Origin of the sequence: Haemophilus haemolyticus, from assembly GCF_001679045.1 — a bacterium.
Lineage (GTDB): Bacteria > Pseudomonadota > Gammaproteobacteria > Enterobacterales > Pasteurellaceae > Haemophilus > Haemophilus haemolyticus.
Genome location: NZ_LYCK01000001.1, coordinates 188,937 through 207,114, shown reverse-complemented (window position 1 = coordinate 207,114; position 18,178 = coordinate 188,937). Strand labels below are relative to the sequence as shown.

The following is an 18,178-nucleotide window of genomic DNA, read 5'->3' as shown; positions in this document are numbered from 1 at the left end:
TTCACATGCTTTCATTGTGATTGTCACAATGAAAAGTGAGTTCGGATGAAGGTAGCTGGAGAGCGGGGAATTGACCCCACACCGACGATGTAAAATCTTTCAGGTGCGATGGCAGGGACTGTTACTGGACGAACCCTTGGAGAGATCCATTTTAGAAATGGACGCCGAAGGCGCAAAAGAGCGGTTAATTTTTCAATCGTTTTTCAAACGCTCAGGCAAAAGGACAGGGGCAAAAGACAATCTATCGTAAGTGTGGAAATTATCTATCTTTTCACCGCACTTTCTTTTCCATTGTATCTTTTCGTCTTCTTGTCGTGTTTATTTTTGATTTAAACGACGAGGAATCACATGACAATTGAGTCAATTCTTTCAGCTATTGATAGCTTTATTTGGGGCGCTCCGCTACTCATACTCTTATCGGGCACGGGGCTCTATTTAACGCTACGTTTAGGCTTTATTCAAATTCGCTATTTACCACGTGCGCTAGGTTATTTATTTAAAAAAGATAAAGGTGGAAAAGGTGATGTCTCATCTTTTGCCGCACTTTGTACCGCATTAGCAGCAACAATCGGAACGGGGAATATTGTGGGCGTTGCAACTGCTGTACAAGCAGGTGGACCTGGCGCTATTTTTTGGATGTGGCTGGTCGCCTTATTAGGAATGGCAACAAAATATGCTGAATGCTTGCTTGCGGTAAAATACCGTGTTCGCGATAAAAATGGCTTTATGGCTGGCGGTCCAATGTATTACATTGAACGCGGGTTAGGTATCAAATGGCTAGCAAAATTATTTGCATTATTTGGTGTAATGGTTGCCTTTTTCGGGATCGGTACATTCCCACAGGTCAATGCGATTACCCATGCAATGCAAGACACTTTTAATATTCCAGTTTTAGTTACTGCAATTATTGTTACACTTTTAGTCGGCTTAATCATTCTTGGTGGTGTAAAACGTATCGCAACCGCATCATCGGTAATTGTGCCGTTTATGGCGATTTTATACGTCACTACTTCACTAGTTATTATCCTTTTAAATATAGAAAAAGTACCAGATGCGATCTCATTAATTATTTATAGCGCTTTTGAGCCCCAAGCTGCGCTAGGCGGGGCTGTTGGCTTTACCGTAATGAAGGCTATTCAATCAGGCGTTGCTCGAGGCATTTTCTCCAATGAATCAGGTTTAGGAAGCGCACCAATTGCAGCTGCAGCGGCACAAACTCGTGAGCCTGTCCGTCAAGGCTTAATTTCCATGACAGGAACATTCTTGGATACCATCATCGTTTGTACAATGACAGGTATTGTATTAGTGTTAACAGGAGCTTGGAATAACCCTGAATTAGCGGGTGCAACAGTAACAAACTACGCCTTTGCACAAGGTTTAGGGGCATCAATTGGCGCAACGATTGTAACCGTCGGTTTATTATTTTTTGCATTCACAACTATTTTAGGCTGGTGTTACTACGGTGAACGTTGCTTTGTTTATCTCGTTGGTATTCGTGGCGTAAAACTATATCGTTTAGCTTATATTGTGTTGGTGGGGTTAGGCTCATTCTTACACTTAAATTTAATATGGATTATCGCCGATATCGTAAATGGTTTAATGGCATTTCCAAATCTCATCGCGCTCATTGGATTGCGAAAAGTTGTGATTGAAGAAACAAAAGACTATTTCCAACGATTGAAAATAAATCATCACGATCAAGATGAAATCGTAGAATAATCAAATGAAAAAAGGTGTGGATACAATCAATATCCACACTTTTTTTTCTTATCACAATTTCCCATCTTAACAACTTATCTTAGAAAGAAAAACAGCTTTTTTCAGAAATTAGACATAGATCATATTTTTAAAAATTACTTTGACATTTCCTCTTAAAGACCTTGAAAACCTGAATTAAGAAAGCTATTTTGTAATTAAAGAAAACTGTAAATCGCGCAACAAAGAGGTAAATGCTATGACACTTAATATCACCAGCAAACAAATGGAAATCACCCCTACAATTCGTGAACACGTGGAGGAAAGACTCGCGAAATTAGGTAAATGGCAAACACAGTTAATTACCCCCCATTTTGTTTTAAACAAAGTACCGAATGGATTTACTGTAGAAGCATCTATTGGCACGCCACTGGGCAATTTATTGGCAAGTGCAACCTCAGATGATATGTATAAAGCAATTAATGAAGTTGAGGAAAAATTGGAGCGCCAGCTTAATAAACTTCAACATAAAAATGAATCTCGTCGAGCAGATGAACGCTTAAAAGATTCGTTTGAAAGTTAATATTGAAAATAAACTAAAGAAAGAAAGGCAAAAGAGCGGTGAAATTTCACCGCTCTTTTTTCTTAACTAGGATTAGATTTGTGTTAAATCTACGTTTTTAGTTTCTTTTGACGCTAATAATGCCAATAGCGTCATGAGGGCATTGATTGCTAAATAAATACCTACACCCATCACACCAAATGACGCATTAATTTTTAAAGAAATCATCGCCGCAATCGTTGCACCAATAATTGATGCTAAATTATAGGCAAGAGATGCGCCTGAATAACGCACTTCCGTTGGAAATAATTCTGGTAATAGCGCAGCCATTGGACCAAATGTCATCCCCATGATCGCCATACCAATTACTAAAAATGCAAATACGCTCATTGGGGTACCATTTTCTAAGAAGAATGGCATGGTTAAACCGAGCACGCCAACGGCTACCGTCACCCAAATCAACCATTTACGGCGACCAATTTTATCGGCATAAACACCAGAAATACTGATAAAAATACCAAATACAATAGCGCTAATTAATAACAAGCCAGTAAATGTATTTGCTGGGATACCTAAGCCAAGCGCATAACCTGCTTCAGAAAGCTTTGGTGCTGTTCGAGAATATGCCTGAGCAAAAGCCGTCATAATGTAAAACAGAGAATAAGTTGCCACCATGATAAATGTACCAATAACCATTGGTTTTAAGTGTTTAGTAAAAACAACACTCACTGGTGCATTCAACTTTTTACCTTTTTGCTCCGCTTCCACAAATACATGGCTTTCATGCAAAGTTAAGCGAACATATAAGCCGACAGCGACCAATAAAACAGAAGATACAAACGGAATACGCCATGCCCATTCCACAAGGGCATCTTGCCCGAGGAAATAGCTAACCAAGAAGAATGTTGCATTCGCTACAAATAAACCGATTGGTGCACCTAATTGAGGGAAAGTACCGTACCATGCACGTTTACCTTCTGGCGCATTTTCTGTTGCAACTAAAGCTGCACCGCCCCATTCGCCACCGAGTCCAATACCTTGACCAACACGGCATACGCAAAGCAAAATCGGTGCCCAGATACCGATTTGAGCATAGTTAGGAAGTAAGCCAATTACTACCGTTGAACCGCCCATTAAAACAAGGGAGGCAACTAAGGTTTTTTTACGACCAATTTTATCGCCAAAGTGACCAAATAATGCCGAACCAATTGGACGTGCAAAAAATGCTAAAGCAAGCGTAGAAAGAGAAAGTAAATCATTAGAAAGCGGATCATCGCTATGGAAGAATTGCGTATTGAAAACTAATACAGCGGCAGCTGCATAGATATAATAATCAAAAAATTCGATTGCCGTACCGACCATCGAGGCTAACGCCACTTTCATCGGATTATTACGAAGTTGTGTAGACATTGTATTTCCTTAGTAGTTTATTATAAAGAGAAAGGATTGAATCCTAGCATTTTAACTAAGGTCTAGCAATTTTTAATATGCAATTTTCTATTTTTTCAGAGAAATATTTTGAATTTCCTAAATGTGAGTTATGCCCAGCGGAAGGAATGGTTACTAAATTAATTTGATTTTCTTTGGCTAAAACTTGGAACTTATGATCTCGTGCCCCACAAAAATAAAAAAATGGCAAAGAACTTAACCTCACTTTTTCACTAAAATCAGGTTGTTTGGATAGACTTGTCGCCAATAGCATCTTGCCAATATTTTCACCGCAATTTAATTTTCGTTTTTCAACTAATTGCAGTCTTTCTTCTTCAGTTAAATGAGAAAACACGGGCTGTTGATACCAATCATTTAATACATTTTCTGGTGATTCTTGCATAAAACGTTGAGCCCAAGCAAAATCCTGCTGAAAACGAGCCTGTTTTTCTTCGTCAGTTTTTAAACCTAGATTCGCCCCTTCTAAAATAACACCTTGCAAATTAGATCTTTCCACCTGAGCTTGCAGTGCATAATACAAAGCAATCCTGCCACCTAGCGAATACCCAACAAGAAAATACGGTTCATTTTTCACCGCACTTTTAATTTGCCGAGCCAAATACTCTGCCGTTTCTTCAAAATTTGTGACTTCAATATCTTTAGCTTGCCCGTGAAAGGGTAAATCTAGCGCAATACAATTAAAGTGCGGTAGATTTTCAATGACTTTTTGCCAGTCATTTTTTGTACCAAGAAGTCCGTGAAGAAAAATAATGTTTATCATTGAAGGGATTATTGATAGAAATAATAAAATATGGCGGGACTAAAGCCCGCCTACAGAATACTTAAGCACCAATCACGGCGTGACTAATTTGCTCGATTAAGCGTTTATACAAACTACTACCATCACTCGGATTCGTTTTAATTTCAATTAACGTTGCCTTGCGGCGACTATAAGCCTGTTTCACAACGGAATTGAGATCCGCCCAAGTATAAGGATGGGCGTATTTGAGATCGAACATTGACGCAATTTGAGAAAAATCACCATTATGCGGTAATCGATAGAACTGATCTTTGACTTGTTCATCCACAGGTAACATATCAAAAATCGCACCGCCATTATTATTGATCACAAAAATTACCGTTGGTTGCGTAACATTTTTAAATAATGCGAAAGAATTCAAATCATATAAAGTGGACGTATCGCCAATCACCGCAACAACAGGTTTATTTGAACCAATACCAATTCCCGCAGCCGTAGCCAACAAACCATCAATTCCACTCGCACCACGATTGGTATAAACGGGATAACTTTCTGGTAATTGCGTTAGCGCATCAACCAGACGAACAAGTAAACTATTACCTAAAAATAAAACACCGTTATAAGGTAAAAGTGTTGGTAAACGTAATGCAAGTGAGGCTTCCGTTAAATTTCCGCCTACTTGCTGTTCAATAAAGGTCGCACAGAACTTAGATAAAGCTAATGGCTCAAGCAACCAAGGCTTTTGGCGTAATGGTGGATGCGCACGCAACCAATGATGTGCTTTAGCATTAAATCTTGTCAATGAATGATGGTAAGGATCCAGTGCTTTACCGCTTTGTTCAACCAACCAAAATTCACCTTTAAACGCCTGTAAGAATTGATTAATTCGTTTACTGATAAAGCGTGCACCAAATTGAATCACAATATCAGCTTGCAGAAGTTTTTCACGAACAGTTTGGTTTGCTAGCCAAATATCTTCATAAGGCGTCGTTGGAACAACACCAGATTGAATATCCGTCAGTAACACCCATCCCATAGCACTTGCCCAAGAGTTAATGCCCATCGCTTGTTCTGCCGGTAATTGACCAACCACAACGACACCACGTTTGGTACGCCAATGATCCCAGTTTTCATGCATTAATACTTCGTTCTGTTGCGCTTCCACATTCATCCAAGGCTTAGTTTGAATTAACCAGCGTTGTAACGGCAGCAGCCAAGGGTGAGAATCTACAGCCTCATCAGTTGCATCATAAAGAGGCTCGGAAAATGGCACATTAATATGAACAACGCCACCTTGTTGTTTTTGTTGAAAGGCAGCCTGTTCAAGTATAGAAATCAACCACTGCCCAGAATAATCCGCGTTCGGTTTAGGTAAATTAACATTTGCAACCGGATATTGACCAAACATATTTTGCTGCAAAATCGCCTGATTTGCACCGCACTCCCAAAGTTCTGGTGGACGATCAGCAGTTAAAACAAATAAATTCACGCCTGTTTGGCGTGCTTCAATAATGGCAGGATAAAGGTTTGCAGTCGCCGTGCCTGATGTCACAATAATTGCAACAGGTGATTGAGTTGCCTTAGCAATACCCAAAGCAAAAAAACCTAAACCACGTTCATCAAAATGCGTATGACAAGTGACTGAGCCCGCATTTTGCAAACGTACCGCTTCTAGAGTTAAAGGTGTCGAACGCGAACCTGGCGCGATACAAACGTGAGAAACGCCTTGGCGCACCAAGGTTTCTAAAATCACTCTCGACCAACAACGATTAAACACGCTTACCGACATTTTTTTCTCCGTTATCATTTTTCTTCTGCAAACAAGGAAATTAACCCTGCTGCTTTACGTTCAATTTCTTTCCATTCTTCCAATGGCTGCGAGCCCGCCACAATGCCCGCGCCAGCAAATACACGAATACGATGATCTTCAATAAAGGCAGAACGAATCGCTACACAAAACTCTGAACATGCATCGCTCATAACGCCCAATGTTCCCGCATACCAGCCTCGATCAAAGGTTTCAATTTCTGACAAAATCATTTTGGCTTGTTGTTGTGGCAAACCCGATACCGCTGCTGTAGGATGAATCGCTTTTAATATATTTACATCTGCATAATGTGCGGTCAAATTTGCACGAATTTTACGAATCAAATGTTGTACTTTACGTAACGGTTTCAATTCCACATCGCTTACATCAAAACTTTCTACTTGCTTACGTAAATTCTGCGAAATATCTTCTACGACCAACCAATTTTCTTTTAAATTTTTCTCGTCATTTAATAACCAATTGGCTTGAGATTGCGTTTCTTCCTCACTTTCCAAAACCGATGCCGTCCCCGCCAAAGCTTCGGTTAGCAACAAGTTATACTCACGAGCAAATAGGCGTTCTGGCGTAGAACCAACAAAAAACGAATGAGAATTTTCAGCCCACAAAAAATGATAACAACCTTGATTTTGTTTTTCGCTTTCTGCTAAAAAATCGTACGCATTAATCGCTTGCTTTAAATGAAAAGTGGTTTCATTAGCTAAAACAATTTTTGTCAGCTCTCCACTTTTAATTTCCACCAAAGCCTGATTTACCCAATCACACCAGGTTCTTTCGTTAGCTCGAGGCTCTGTATGCAAAGGAATCTGTTTTGGCAAAGTAGAAAGTGCGGTGAGATTTTCAAAAGTTTTGAGGTGGGCTAAAGTATCATTCGCACTTTGCTCATCTTTCACAAAAAATGATACCAACGCACCTTTCTCATCCTGTTCAACAAGAATTTTTGGCAGTACAAATTGTGCTGTACCTTGAAATTGCAAACCACCTACCAGCGGAAAACCACTTTCTTCAATAAATTCTTGCGCTAAATTTAACTGTGAAAATGACCGCTCTTCACCAAGAGCAGCCAATGCTTTTGCTTCATCACGAAAATGTAAATAAAATTGTGGATACGCAGATTGACCTTTCAGCCACGCCAACAAATCGACCTTGTCCAGTTCCACCTGAAAACGGACAAGTTCATTCGTTGATTGCTGTAAATATGCGTGAATTTGCGATTCTAACTCGCCTATTGCCTGCGCTAAATAACTCATTAGATTTTGTTTTAAATACACAAAAAATTAGCCGTATTCTACCGCAGATTGTTAATGACAAAAAATTTTTTTACAAAATCTTTTCAATATTGAAAATTCAGCGTAAATTAACCGCACTTTTCTCGAAAAATTTATTAGAAACAAAAGGATTTCACTATGCGATTATTCCCAAAATCCGACAAATTAGAACACGTATGTTATGACATTCGCGGGCCAGTGCACAAAGAAGCACTACGCTTAGAAGAAGAAGGCAATAAAATTTTAAAACTTAATATCGGCAACCCCGCACCTTTCGGCTTTGAAGCACCAGATGAAATTTTAGTTGACGTATTGCGTAATTTACCGTCAGCTCAAGGCTACTGCGATTCAAAAGGGTTATATTCTGCTCGTAAAGCCATTGTTCAATATTACCAATCAAAAGGGATTCACGGCGCAACCGTCAATGATGTGTATATTGGTAACGGCGTCTCTGAGCTTATTACAATGGCCATGCAAGCATTACTCAATGATGGCGATGAAGTACTTGTGCCGATGCCTGATTATCCGCTTTGGACTGCTGCGGTAACCCTTTCTGGCGGCAAGGCTGTTCATTACCTTTGTGATGAAGAAGCAAATTGGTTCCCCGCTATTGATGATATTAAAGCCAAGGTGAATGCGAAGACTAAAGCGATTGTCATCATCAACCCGAACAACCCAACTGGAGCGGTGTATAGCAAAGAATTATTACAAGAAATTGTGGAAATCGCGCGCCAAAATAATTTGATTATCTTCGCTGACGAAATCTACGACAAAATTTTATACGATGGCGCGGTGCATCATCATATTGCCGCACTTGCTCCTGATTTATTAACGGTTACGCTGAATGGTTTATCAAAAGCTTATCGAGTTGCGGGGTTCCGTCAAGGCTGGATGATTTTGAACGGACCAAAACATAATGCGAAAGGTTATATTGAAGGCTTGGATATGCTGGCATCAATGCGTTTATGTGCCAACGTACCAATGCAACATGCAATTCAAACCGCACTTGGTGGCTATCAAAGTATTAATGAATTTATTTTACCTGGAGGCCGATTACTTGAGCAACGCAATAAAGCCTACGATCTCATCACTCAAATTCCAGGCATTACTTGCGTGAAACCAATGGGGGCGATGTATATGTTCCCGAAAATTGATGTGAAAAAATTCAATATTCACAGTGATGAAAAAATGGTGCTTGATTTACTTCGCCAAGAAAAAGTACTACTTGTGCACGGTAAAGGATTTAATTGGCATTCACCAGATCACTTCCGTGTTGTCACCCTTCCTTATGTGAATCAGCTTGAAGAGGCCATTACAAAATTAGCAAGATTTTTGTCGGATTACCGTCAATAATGTATGCGTTGACAAAATTACAAAGGGGACTAAATGTCCCCTCTTTTTATTGTAAATTTCAAAAATAAAGCGCGGTCATTTTTTTGACTAAATTTATTTAGCCATTTTTATCTTTAGCGGCTTTATAAAGCTCCATCGCTTCAGGTAATAAACGTTGTAAGTTTTCTTGACGAGACTGATCGCTAGGATGAGTAGAAGCTAACACATCAAGAGCTCCTCGAGAACCACCAGACACTTTTGCCATTTTTTGCCACAATCCTGGCGCTACCTGTGGGTTGTATCCAGAACGGGCCATTAACATTAGTCCGACTTCATCTGCTTCAGTTTCAGCGCTACGAGAATAAGGTTTGTCTAACGCAAAATCTTTAGTAAGCGAAACCAAATCAGTCACATCCGTCCCAACTGCAATGGATAATGCCGTCCCTCCAATGGCACCAACAATATTACTCACGGTTCCAAAGTTAGTTTTAGCTTTACCATGCTCTTTTAATGCATGAGCCATTTCATGCCCCATTACCACCGCGATCTCATTATCATTAAGTTGTAAGGTATCAACTAACCCAGTATAGAATGCCATTTTACCACCTGGCATTGCCCAAGCATTCAATTCTTTTGACTTAATCACATTAATTTGCCAGTTAAATTGCTGTCCAGTCTCATTGGCTTGGTTTGCATAATTCACCATTTTATGAAACACATGGTGAATTCGTTTTGCGGTATTTGATGAAGTATCTATTGCACCCTGAGTACGAATTTTTCCCATTTCTTGTGCATAACTACTCGCAGCCTCTCGATTTATAGAAGCTGAATCAGCACAAGCTGTGATAAGTGAACTAGCTAATAGCGCAAAAGCAAAACTTTTAAGTTGTTTTTTCATAAGTGATCCTTTTTTGAACTGACGCAGATTATATGAATTTATTATTTTTTGTCGATATAAATATATTGCACTTTCCTTTTGTACTACTATAATAGTGCAAATTTATTTTAGAGGCATTTTATGACACAACAAAAATCCCCTTCTCTCTTAGGCGGTGCGATGATCATCGCGGGTACAGCTATTGGTGCAGGCATGCTTGCCAACCCAACTTCAACGGCTGGTGTATGGTTTATTGGTTCGATTCTCGCTTTAATTTATACTTGGTTTTGTATGACAACATCAGGATTAATGATCCTAGAAGCTAATCTACATTATCCAACAGGTTCAAGTTTTGACACCATCGTTAAAGATTTATTAGGAAAAAGTTGGAATATTATCAATGGTCTTTCCGTTGCTTTCGTCTTATATATTTTGACTTATGCCTACATCACCTCAGGCGGAGGCATTACACAAAATCTGCTCAACCAAGCATTTAGTTCTGCTGAAAGTGCGGTGGATATTGGAAGAACTTCAGGATCTTTAATTTTCTGCCTTATCCTTGCAGCCTTCGTGTGGCTTTCAACCAAAGCTGTGGATCGTTTCACAACCGTATTAATTGTCGGGATGGTTGTCGCTTTTTTCCTTTCTACAACCGGTTTATTAAGCTCTGTAAAAACAGAAGTTTTATTCAATACCGTTGCTGAAGGCGAACAAACATATTTACCTTATTTATTTACCGCACTTCCAGTTTGCTTAGTGTCTTTTGGTTTTCATGGAAACGTGCCGAGCTTAGTAAAATATTACAACCGTGATGGCAGCCGAGTCATGAAATCAATCTTTATTGGTACGGGGTTAGCACTCGTAATTTATATTTTATGGCAACTTGCAGTGCAAGGTAATTTGCCACGCAACGAATTTGCTCCGGTAATTGAAAAAGGCGGCGATGTTTCAGCATTACTAGAGGCATTACATAAATATATTGAAGTAGAATACCTTGCCGTAGCATTAAATTTCTTTGCTTATATGGCGATTGCTACGTCATTCTTAGGCGTAACGTTAGGCTTATTTGACTATATTGCGGATCTGTTTAAATTTGATGACAGCTTGTTAGGACGAACAAAAACCACATTAGTGACATTTTTACCACCGCTATTGTTAAGTTTACAATTCCCTTATGGCTTTGTGATTGCCATTGGTTATGCAGGATTAGCAGCAACCATTTGGGCTGCAATCGTACCTGCACTTCTTGCTAAAGCAAGCCGTCAAAAATTCCCACAAGCGAGTTATAAAGTTTACGGTGGTAATTTTATGATTGGCTTTGTGATCTTATTCGGTGTGTTAAACATTGTGGCACAAGTCGGCGCAAACTTAGGGTGGTTTGCCAATTTCACAGGATAAGTTTTACTCGATACAATAAGGGCGTATATCATGCGCCCTTTTTATTTGTAATATAGGATATGAGATGAATAATAAAACTAGCGTTTATGACAAAGAAAACTTCTTTGAGCTTTATCAGAAACTCCGCGCAAATCCAATTAGTCTCAATGAAATTGTTGAAAAGCCCACCATGCTCTCACTGTTGCCTGATTTAAAAGGGAAAAAATTACTCGATTTAGCCTGTGGCACCGGAGGACATTTACAACTTTATCTAGAACGAGGGGCAGCTAAAGTAATTGGAACCGACCTTTCAGAAAAAATGCTTGAACAAGCTGAAAAAGATCTGCAAAAGTGCAGTCAATTTTCAGGGCGTTTTTCCTTATATCACTTACCAATGGAAAAATTAGCAGAATTGCTAGAATGTCATTTCGATGTGATTACTAGCTCTTTTGCCTTTCATTATATTGAAAATTTTCCGGCATTATTATCAACTATCTATGACAAACTCTCGTCTAATGGCATATTGGTTTTCTCACAAGAACACCCGATAACTACCTGCCACAAAGAAGGAGAACGCTGGGAAAAAAATGACAAAAAACAGCAAGTTGCTTATCGTTTAAATCATTACCGAGAAGAGGGCGAACGCAATAGAAATTGGTTCAAACAACCTTTTCAAACCTATCATCGAACAACAGCGACAATTATCAATAATTTAATTCATGCAGGGTTTCAAATCGAGCAAATGGAAGAACCAATGCTTGCCGACCAACCGCAATGGCATAATGAATTTAAAGATTTATCACACCGCCCACCATTGTTATTTATCAAAGCAAGAAAAGTGGAGAAATAAACAAAATAAACTGGTTTTTAACCGCACTTTATGGTATAAATCGTCCCGCTATTTTTGACTTTCAAAAGCAGCTTTTTAATTACTAACAACACACACATATCAACAAGGCTTAATCGGGGTGCCAAACGGTCGATTAGCTGATATGTGGAGGCTCAACCCCAACAAAAGGAAAATATTATGGCACAAGTTTCAATGCGCGACATGATCAACGCAGGCGTACACTTCGGACACCAAACTCGTTACTGGAATCCACAAATGAAACCTTTCATTTTTGGTGCTCGTAATGGTGTTCATATCATCAACCTTGAAAAAACCTTACCTTTATTCAACGAAGCTTTAGCGGAATTAACTCGCATTGCTAGCAACAACGGTAAAGTATTATTCGTTGGTACAAAACGTGCAGCGTCTGAAGCAGTTCAAGCAGCAGCATTAGATTGTCAGCAATATTACGTAAACCACCGTTGGTTAGGTGGTATGTTGACTAACTGGAAAACCGTTCGTCAATCAATTAAACGTTTAAAAGATTTAGAAACCCAATCTCAAGACGGTACTTTTGATAAATTAACCAAAAAAGAAGCGTTAATGCGTAGCCGTGAGATGGAAAAACTTGAATTAAGCCTTGGCGGTATCAAAGATATGGGTGGCTTACCAGATGCATTATTTGTTATCGGTGCGGATCACGAACATATCGCAGTTAAAGAAGCAAACAACCTAGGTATTCCTGTATTTGCTATCGTTGATACTAACTCAACTCCAGCTGGCGTAGATTTCGTTATCCCAGGTAACGATGATGCAACTCGTGCTATCCAACTTTACGTTTCTGCAGCTGCAGCAGCGGTTAAAGAAGGTCGTGGTAACGAAGCTCAAGTTGCTGAAGAATTAGCAGCTGACGCAGAATAATTTAAGTTTTGCAATAAGGCGAAGCCCTTAATAATCAAACGATTAATTGGCATAGGGGCTAAAGTTTAGCCCCTATATTTTTATCTAAAAGTGCGGTCAAAATAAATCGCATTTTCGACAGAGGATTTTAAAAATGGCTGAAATCACAGCATCATTAGTAAAAGAACTTCGTGAACGTACCGGTGCCGGTATGATGGAATGTAAAAAAGCATTAGTTGAAGCAAACGGTGATATTGAGTTAGCAATCGACAACATGCGTAAATCTGGTCAAGCTAAAGCAGCTAAAAAAGCAGGCCGTGTTGCAGCTGAAGGTGTTATCCTTGCTCGTGTAGAAAATGGTTTCGGTGTATTAGTTGAAATGAACTGTGAAACTGACTTCGTGGCAAAAGATGCTGGCTTCTTAGGTTTAGCAAACGAAGTGGCTGATTTCGCAGCAGCAAACAAAGGTACAACTATCGAAGCATTACAAGCACAATTTGAAGAAAAACGTGCTGCATTAGTTGCTAAAATCGGTGAGAATATGAATATCCGTCGTGTTGCTTACTTAGATGGTCAAGTAATTGCACAATACTTACACGGTGCAAAAATTGGCGTATTAGTTGCGGGCGAAGGTTCTGCTGATGAACTGAAAAAAGTAGCAATGCACGTAGCTGCATCTAAACCTGAATTCGTGAACCCAGAAGATGTATCTGCTGAAGTGGTTGAACACGAACGCCAAATCCAAATCGATATTGCGATCAACTCTGGTAAACCAAAAGAAATCGCAGAGAAAATGGTTGAAGGTCGTATGAAGAAATTCACTGGTGAAGTTTCATTAACAGGTCAAGCATTTGTAATGGATCCTTCTGTATCTGTAGGGGATTTCTTAAAATCAGTAAACACTTCTGTGTCTAACTTCATCCGTTTAGAAGTGGGTGAAGGTATCGAGAAAAAAGAAGAAGATTTCGCAGCTGAAGTTGCAAAAATCACTGGCGGTAACGCGTAATTCTTTAAAGATAACGATATGTTAATAAGCCCAACTTAAGTTGGGCTTATTTGTTTTATAGGATAAGCTGCTTAATTAACAGGCTTAAACTTTTTTAGTTACGCTTAGTAAAATAAAAAATCCACACTTTAATAGTAAACTTTTAAAGTGTGGATTTTGTAATAAAACTTCAGAATAAATTAAGAAATTTTCTTTTCTAACGCTTTTAAACGTTTATTTATTCCATCAATACCTAATGTCAGTGCCGCTGTTTTACGCCATTCTTTATTCGTTTGCAATGGAATACCAGAGGAATATACGCCAGGCTCTGTAATTGGGCGCATAACCATTCCCATTCCAGTAATCGTGACTTTATCGCAAATTTCCATATGGCCATTAATCACACTTGCACCGCCAATTAAGCAATAACGCCCAACAGTCAAACTACCCGCCATGATAACGCCACCAGCAACCGCTGTACCTGTGCCGATATGAACATTATGTGCAATTTGACAAAGGTTATCGATAATCACGTTATCTTCAATAATCGTTGCATCTAATGCGCCTCTATCGATACAGGTATTCGCACCAATTTCAACGTTATTACCAATTATTACTTGCCCTACTTGTGGAATTTTAACCCAACGACCACGATCATTTGCGTAACCAAAACCGTCACTACCGATGACCGTTCCTGATTGAATTAGGCAATTTGTGCCAATCTCAACGTTATGGTAAACAGTTACATTAGCCCAAAGTTGAGTGCCTGAACCGATCTTGGTATTTTTACCAACAAAGCAATTTGCACCAATGATCACGTTATCACCAAGTACAACACCTTCTTCAATAACAGCATTGGCGCCAATTGAAACATTCTTTCCTAAAGATGCGCCATCAAAAATTACCGCACTTTTTGCAATGCCTTGCGCAGCCTTTGGTGTGCTATCCATATATTGAGCCAAAATTGCGTAAGCTACATAAGGCTCTTTAACAATAAGTAAATTGCTTTCTGGAGAACAGTGTTCGACATCCTCTTCAGAAACAACCAAAATTCCTGCTTTAGAATCTTTCAATAACGCACGAAATTTTGCGTTAGAAATAAAAGTAAGTTGATTTGATTGGGCTTTATCGAGTGGAGCGATATTCTCAACAACAACATCGGCGTTACCGCGAACGGTAGCGCCGATTTGAGTTGCCAATTCTTGTAAAGAATAGGATTTTTGCATTATGAGAACCTATTATTTTTTCTCTTCTGCTTTAGCAGGTGCTGCTTTTTCACTAGCAGGAATAGATTTTAACACTTCTTCTGTGATGTCTTTACCCTCTACCGCAAATACAACCGAATTTGCATCAAGCACATAAGTATAACCTTTCGCTTTTGCTAAATTATTTGTCGCAGTTTGAATGCTATCTAATAATTTACCACGCTCTTCTGCTTGACGTTTTTCATTTTGCGCTTGGAATTCTTGAACTTTTTTATCTTGTTCTTGCATCAATTTTTGTAATTCAGCATCTTCAGCCGCGCCTAATTTATTAATTTCCTCTTGGCGTTTTTGAATATCTGCTTGACGTAAACGAGGCGCATCTTTTTCTAAAGCTGCAACTTTTGCTTCTACTTTTTTACGCGCAGCTGCAATTTTATCATCAACTTCTTTTTTACTTGCAGCTAATTTTTCAGCTACAGGCTTAAATTCAGCATCAAGTTTATCCGCTACCGCTTGGCGATCTGGGTGATTTTGGAAAATATAACCTGCATTAATGAAAGCAATTTTTTCTTCCGCTGCAGCATAGCCTGAAGCAAGTGCGATACCTAAAGCAAGTGCGGTTACTTTTGCGATGTTTTTCATTTGATCAATATCCTTAATTAAATAGTGGTTTGTTTAATGTTTTCTCAGCCTAACTTTATTAGGCTGAGAATGTTATCTTTGAATTTAAATGATGAAAAAAGTTCAATTTAATTAGAAAGAACCACCAATACTAAATTGGAACTGTTCTACATCATCATTTTCATATTTTTTGATTGGTTTAGCATAAGAGAACACTAACGGCCCAATAGGTGATTGCCATTGGAAGCCTACCCCTGCAGATGCACGAACTCGACTAGCTTTTCCATAATCAGGTAATTTTAACGCAGCAATACTTGCGTTTAATGCTTTATCGGATTTCCATTTTGTATTCCACACACTTGCTGCATCCACAAATAATGAAGTTCTAACAGAGTTTTGGCCTTTATCACCAACAAATGGAGTTGGCACAATTAACTCTGCGCTAGCTGTAGCTATTGCATTACCACCCACAACATCTGTGCTTGGCACCCATTTATTTTGCGAAGGATTTAAATAAATAGCATTTGGTCCAATAGCACCATACGCAAATCCACGTAAAGAGCCAATACCGCCCGCAGTATAATATTGATAGAATGGCAAGCGTTTGTTACCAAATCCATTTGCATAGCCAACAGATGCTTTTGCCGACATTACCCAGCGATGATCTCTATCTAATGGATAGAATCCTTGAACATCTGCGCTTAATTTATAGTATTTATTATCGGAACCAGGAGTTGTAACTCGTCCACCAAGACTTGCTTTAACCCCTTTAGTTGGGAAATATCCTCTATTGAGACTGTTATAATTCCAACCGAATGAGAAATCAAAGTCGTTTGTTTTAATGGCATTTCCATTAAAGTTCATTGATTTCATATATAGTTCACGGCTATATTCTGTTGCGAAGTTACTAATTTTATTATAAGTATAACCTAATCCTACATAGTAAGAGTTATTTTCATTTACAGGGAAACCTAAAGTAACGTTACCACCATAAGTCGTACGTTTATAATTAGAAGAGGTATCATTTCTAGAGTTGTCATAGTTTTCAAAGAAAACATTTCCACCTAAACTGACCCCATCTTTCGTAAAATACGGCTCAACATAACCTAAATTTACGCTAGTACCATAGTCATTACGTGTTCCACCAAGGCTAACTGAAGCACCCGTTCCCAAGAAATTATCTTGTTTAACACTAGCTTGATAACTAATACCACTCTCTGTACCGTAACCAATACCAAAGTTGATACTACCTGTATTACGCTCTTTAACTTTATACACGACATCTACTTCGTCATCCGTACCTTTTACAGGATCAATTCGGTTTTCTACCGTTTCGAAGAATCCTGTACGATCTAAACGGATTTTACCTAACTCAACTAATTGCGAGTTATACCACGCCCCTTCTTGTTGGCGCATTTCTTGACGTAAAGTACTATCTGCTGAAACAGTATTTCCTTCAAAGCGTAGTTGACGAACAGTTAAACGTCGACCAGCATCAACAACAAAAGTAATTGCTAAAGTTTTATTTGCATCATCAAAATCAGGTACTGCATTCACCGTTGCACTACCGTAACCACGTTCACCCAATTTTGCTTTAATCGCATTTTCAACATCTGCGATATCACTGCGACGGAAAGTGTCATTTAAATGTAATGAAGAAAGCAAAGGTTCAAGTTCTGAAGCCATACCGCCCAGATTACCAACAATGCGAGCACTTCGAAGGTCATACTGTAAACCTTCATTTACATCAATGGTTACATTCACTTTCGTTTTTTCATCATTTAGCTGAACATCAGTTTTAGTGATTTGTGCTTTGGCATAACCATTATTTAAATAATAATCGCGAATTGACTGTAAATCTTTCTCGAACTGAGCGCCTTCAAATTTATTACCCCATAATTTCCACCAAGAATCAGGTTGTAATTCCATTTGCTCTTGCAACGTACTGCTACTAATAGATTCATTACCATTGAAATTTAATGATGCTAATTTTGCTGTATCATCTTCATTAATCTGAATTAAAATTTCAGCGCGATTATTTGGTAACGTATTGACAATAGGTTCAACTGTTGCGTTATAGCGACCTACACTTGCATAGTGCTCTTTTACACTTTTGGCAAATTCATTTAATTTTTCTCGAATTAAAACATCACCAACTTTAAAACCGTTAGCATCTAAGTTTTGTTTAAGTGCTTCAGTTGGAATAACAGAGTTACCTTTGATTTTAACATCTGAAATGATCGATTTAGCCACAACGCTAACAACAAGTACATCGCCTTCTTGATGTGCATTCACATCATCGAATCGACCACTTACGAATAAAGAGCGGACAATATTAGCCACATCATTGTCAGTCACACGCTGACCAGCACGAACAGGTAGACTTGCTCGGATTTGTTGTTCTAAGTCACCTTGAACACCATCCACACGAATATCTTTTGCCACAAAAGGTGCGGCAAACACAGTCGTTGTCGTACCGAATAATAAACTTGCGATTAGAAGTTTTTTCATCGA

Annotated in this window: 15 protein-coding genes and 1 riboswitch; of the genes, 7 read left to right on the top strand and 8 right to left on the bottom strand. The window is 38.8% G+C overall.

The window, feature by feature from the left end:
- Nucleotides 1-126 precede the first annotated feature (126 nt).
- Nucleotides 127-237: riboswitch (glycine riboswitch) on the top strand.
- A gap of 111 nt (nucleotides 238-348) precedes the next feature.
- A complete protein-coding gene (locus tag A8M50_RS01075) occupies nucleotides 349-1,719 on the top strand; it encodes an alanine/glycine:cation symporter family protein (RefSeq protein ID WP_005645757.1) in 1,371 nt (456 codons plus the stop codon).
- Between the two features lie 235 nt (nucleotides 1,720-1,954).
- Nucleotides 1,955-2,278, top strand: coding sequence for a ribosome hibernation-promoting factor, HPF/YfiA family (gene hpf / locus A8M50_RS01070; RefSeq protein ID WP_005645591.1), 324 nt, complete (start codon nucleotides 1,955-1,957; stop codon nucleotides 2,276-2,278).
- Nucleotides 2,279-2,350: 72 nt separating this feature from the next.
- Here the strand turns inward: hpf and A8M50_RS01065 are convergent, their stop codons facing one another.
- From A8M50_RS01065 to A8M50_RS01050, 4 genes are all read right to left on the bottom strand, one after another.
- The gene (locus A8M50_RS01065) at nucleotides 2,351-3,667 is read right to left on the bottom strand and encodes an MFS transporter (RefSeq protein ID WP_005634220.1); all 1,317 of its coding nucleotides are present in this window, start codon (nucleotides 3,665-3,667) and stop codon (nucleotides 2,351-2,353) included.
- Nucleotides 3,668-3,722: 55 nt separating this feature from the next.
- A complete protein-coding gene (gene menH, locus A8M50_RS01060) occupies nucleotides 3,723-4,466 on the bottom strand; it encodes a 2-succinyl-6-hydroxy-2,4-cyclohexadiene-1-carboxylate synthase (RefSeq protein WP_005645665.1) in 744 nt (247 codons plus the stop codon).
- 61 nt (nucleotides 4,467-4,527) lie between these two features.
- Nucleotides 4,528-6,234, bottom strand: a complete 1,707-nt coding sequence (menD, locus tag A8M50_RS01055) for a 2-succinyl-5-enolpyruvyl-6-hydroxy-3-cyclohexene-1-carboxylic-acid synthase (RefSeq protein ID WP_005645770.1) — start codon at nucleotides 6,232-6,234, stop codon at nucleotides 4,528-4,530.
- Between the two features lie 14 nt (nucleotides 6,235-6,248).
- On the bottom strand, nucleotides 6,249-7,520 hold the full coding sequence (locus A8M50_RS01050) for an isochorismate synthase (RefSeq protein ID WP_032826548.1): 1,272 nt from the start codon (nucleotides 7,518-7,520) through the stop codon (nucleotides 6,249-6,251).
- Between the two features lie 156 nt (nucleotides 7,521-7,676).
- Here A8M50_RS01050 and A8M50_RS01040 point away from each other — a divergent pair, with 156 nt between their 5' ends.
- Complete coding sequence (locus tag A8M50_RS01040) at nucleotides 7,677-8,891, top strand: pyridoxal phosphate-dependent aminotransferase (protein ID WP_005637314.1); 1,215 nt, start codon at nucleotides 7,677-7,679, stop codon at nucleotides 8,889-8,891.
- Between the two features lie 97 nt (nucleotides 8,892-8,988).
- Here A8M50_RS01040 and A8M50_RS01035 read toward each other — a convergent pair whose 3' ends face one another.
- Nucleotides 8,989-9,768, bottom strand: a complete 780-nt coding sequence (locus A8M50_RS01035; RefSeq protein ID WP_005634227.1) for a M48 family metallopeptidase — start codon at nucleotides 9,766-9,768, stop codon at nucleotides 8,989-8,991.
- Nucleotides 9,769-9,888: 120 nt separating this feature from the next.
- Between A8M50_RS01035 and mtr the strand changes: the two genes are divergently transcribed.
- The 4 genes from mtr (at nucleotide 9,889) to tsf (ending at nucleotide 13,859) form a co-directional block, all read left to right on the top strand.
- Complete coding sequence (mtr, locus tag A8M50_RS01030) at nucleotides 9,889-11,145, top strand: tryptophan permease (protein ID WP_005645559.1); 1,257 nt, start codon at nucleotides 9,889-9,891, stop codon at nucleotides 11,143-11,145.
- A gap of 64 nt (nucleotides 11,146-11,209) precedes the next feature.
- Nucleotides 11,210-11,974, top strand: coding sequence for a class I SAM-dependent methyltransferase (locus A8M50_RS01025; protein ID WP_005645669.1), 765 nt, complete (start codon nucleotides 11,210-11,212; stop codon nucleotides 11,972-11,974).
- A 177-nt stretch (nucleotides 11,975-12,151) separates the two neighbouring features.
- Nucleotides 12,152-12,874, top strand: a complete 723-nt coding sequence (gene rpsB, locus A8M50_RS01020; protein WP_005645552.1) for a 30S ribosomal protein S2 — start codon at nucleotides 12,152-12,154, stop codon at nucleotides 12,872-12,874.
- A 133-nt stretch (nucleotides 12,875-13,007) separates the two neighbouring features.
- Nucleotides 13,008-13,859, top strand: a complete 852-nt coding sequence (gene tsf / locus A8M50_RS01015) for a translation elongation factor Ts (protein WP_005645732.1) — start codon at nucleotides 13,008-13,010, stop codon at nucleotides 13,857-13,859.
- A gap of 179 nt (nucleotides 13,860-14,038) precedes the next feature.
- Here the strand turns inward: tsf and lpxD are convergent, their stop codons facing one another.
- The 3 genes from lpxD to bamA all read right to left on the bottom strand — a co-directional run bounded on the left by lpxD (nucleotide 14,039) and on the right by bamA (nucleotide 18,175).
- Nucleotides 14,039-15,064: a UDP-3-O-(3-hydroxymyristoyl)glucosamine N-acyltransferase gene (gene lpxD / locus A8M50_RS01010; RefSeq protein ID WP_005645668.1), complete on the bottom strand. Its 1,026-nt coding sequence runs from the start codon at nucleotides 15,062-15,064 to the stop codon at nucleotides 14,039-14,041.
- A gap of 12 nt (nucleotides 15,065-15,076) precedes the next feature.
- Nucleotides 15,077-15,685: an OmpH/Skp family outer membrane protein gene (locus tag A8M50_RS01005; protein ID WP_005645543.1), complete on the bottom strand. Its 609-nt coding sequence runs from the start codon at nucleotides 15,683-15,685 to the stop codon at nucleotides 15,077-15,079.
- A gap of 111 nt (nucleotides 15,686-15,796) precedes the next feature.
- Nucleotides 15,797-18,175 carry an outer membrane protein assembly factor BamA gene (bamA, locus tag A8M50_RS01000; protein ID WP_005645670.1) on the bottom strand — a complete coding sequence of 793 codons (2,379 nt, stop codon included), beginning with the start codon at nucleotides 18,173-18,175 and terminating at the stop codon, nucleotides 15,797-15,799.
- Between the last annotated feature and the right edge of the window lie 3 nt (nucleotides 18,176-18,178).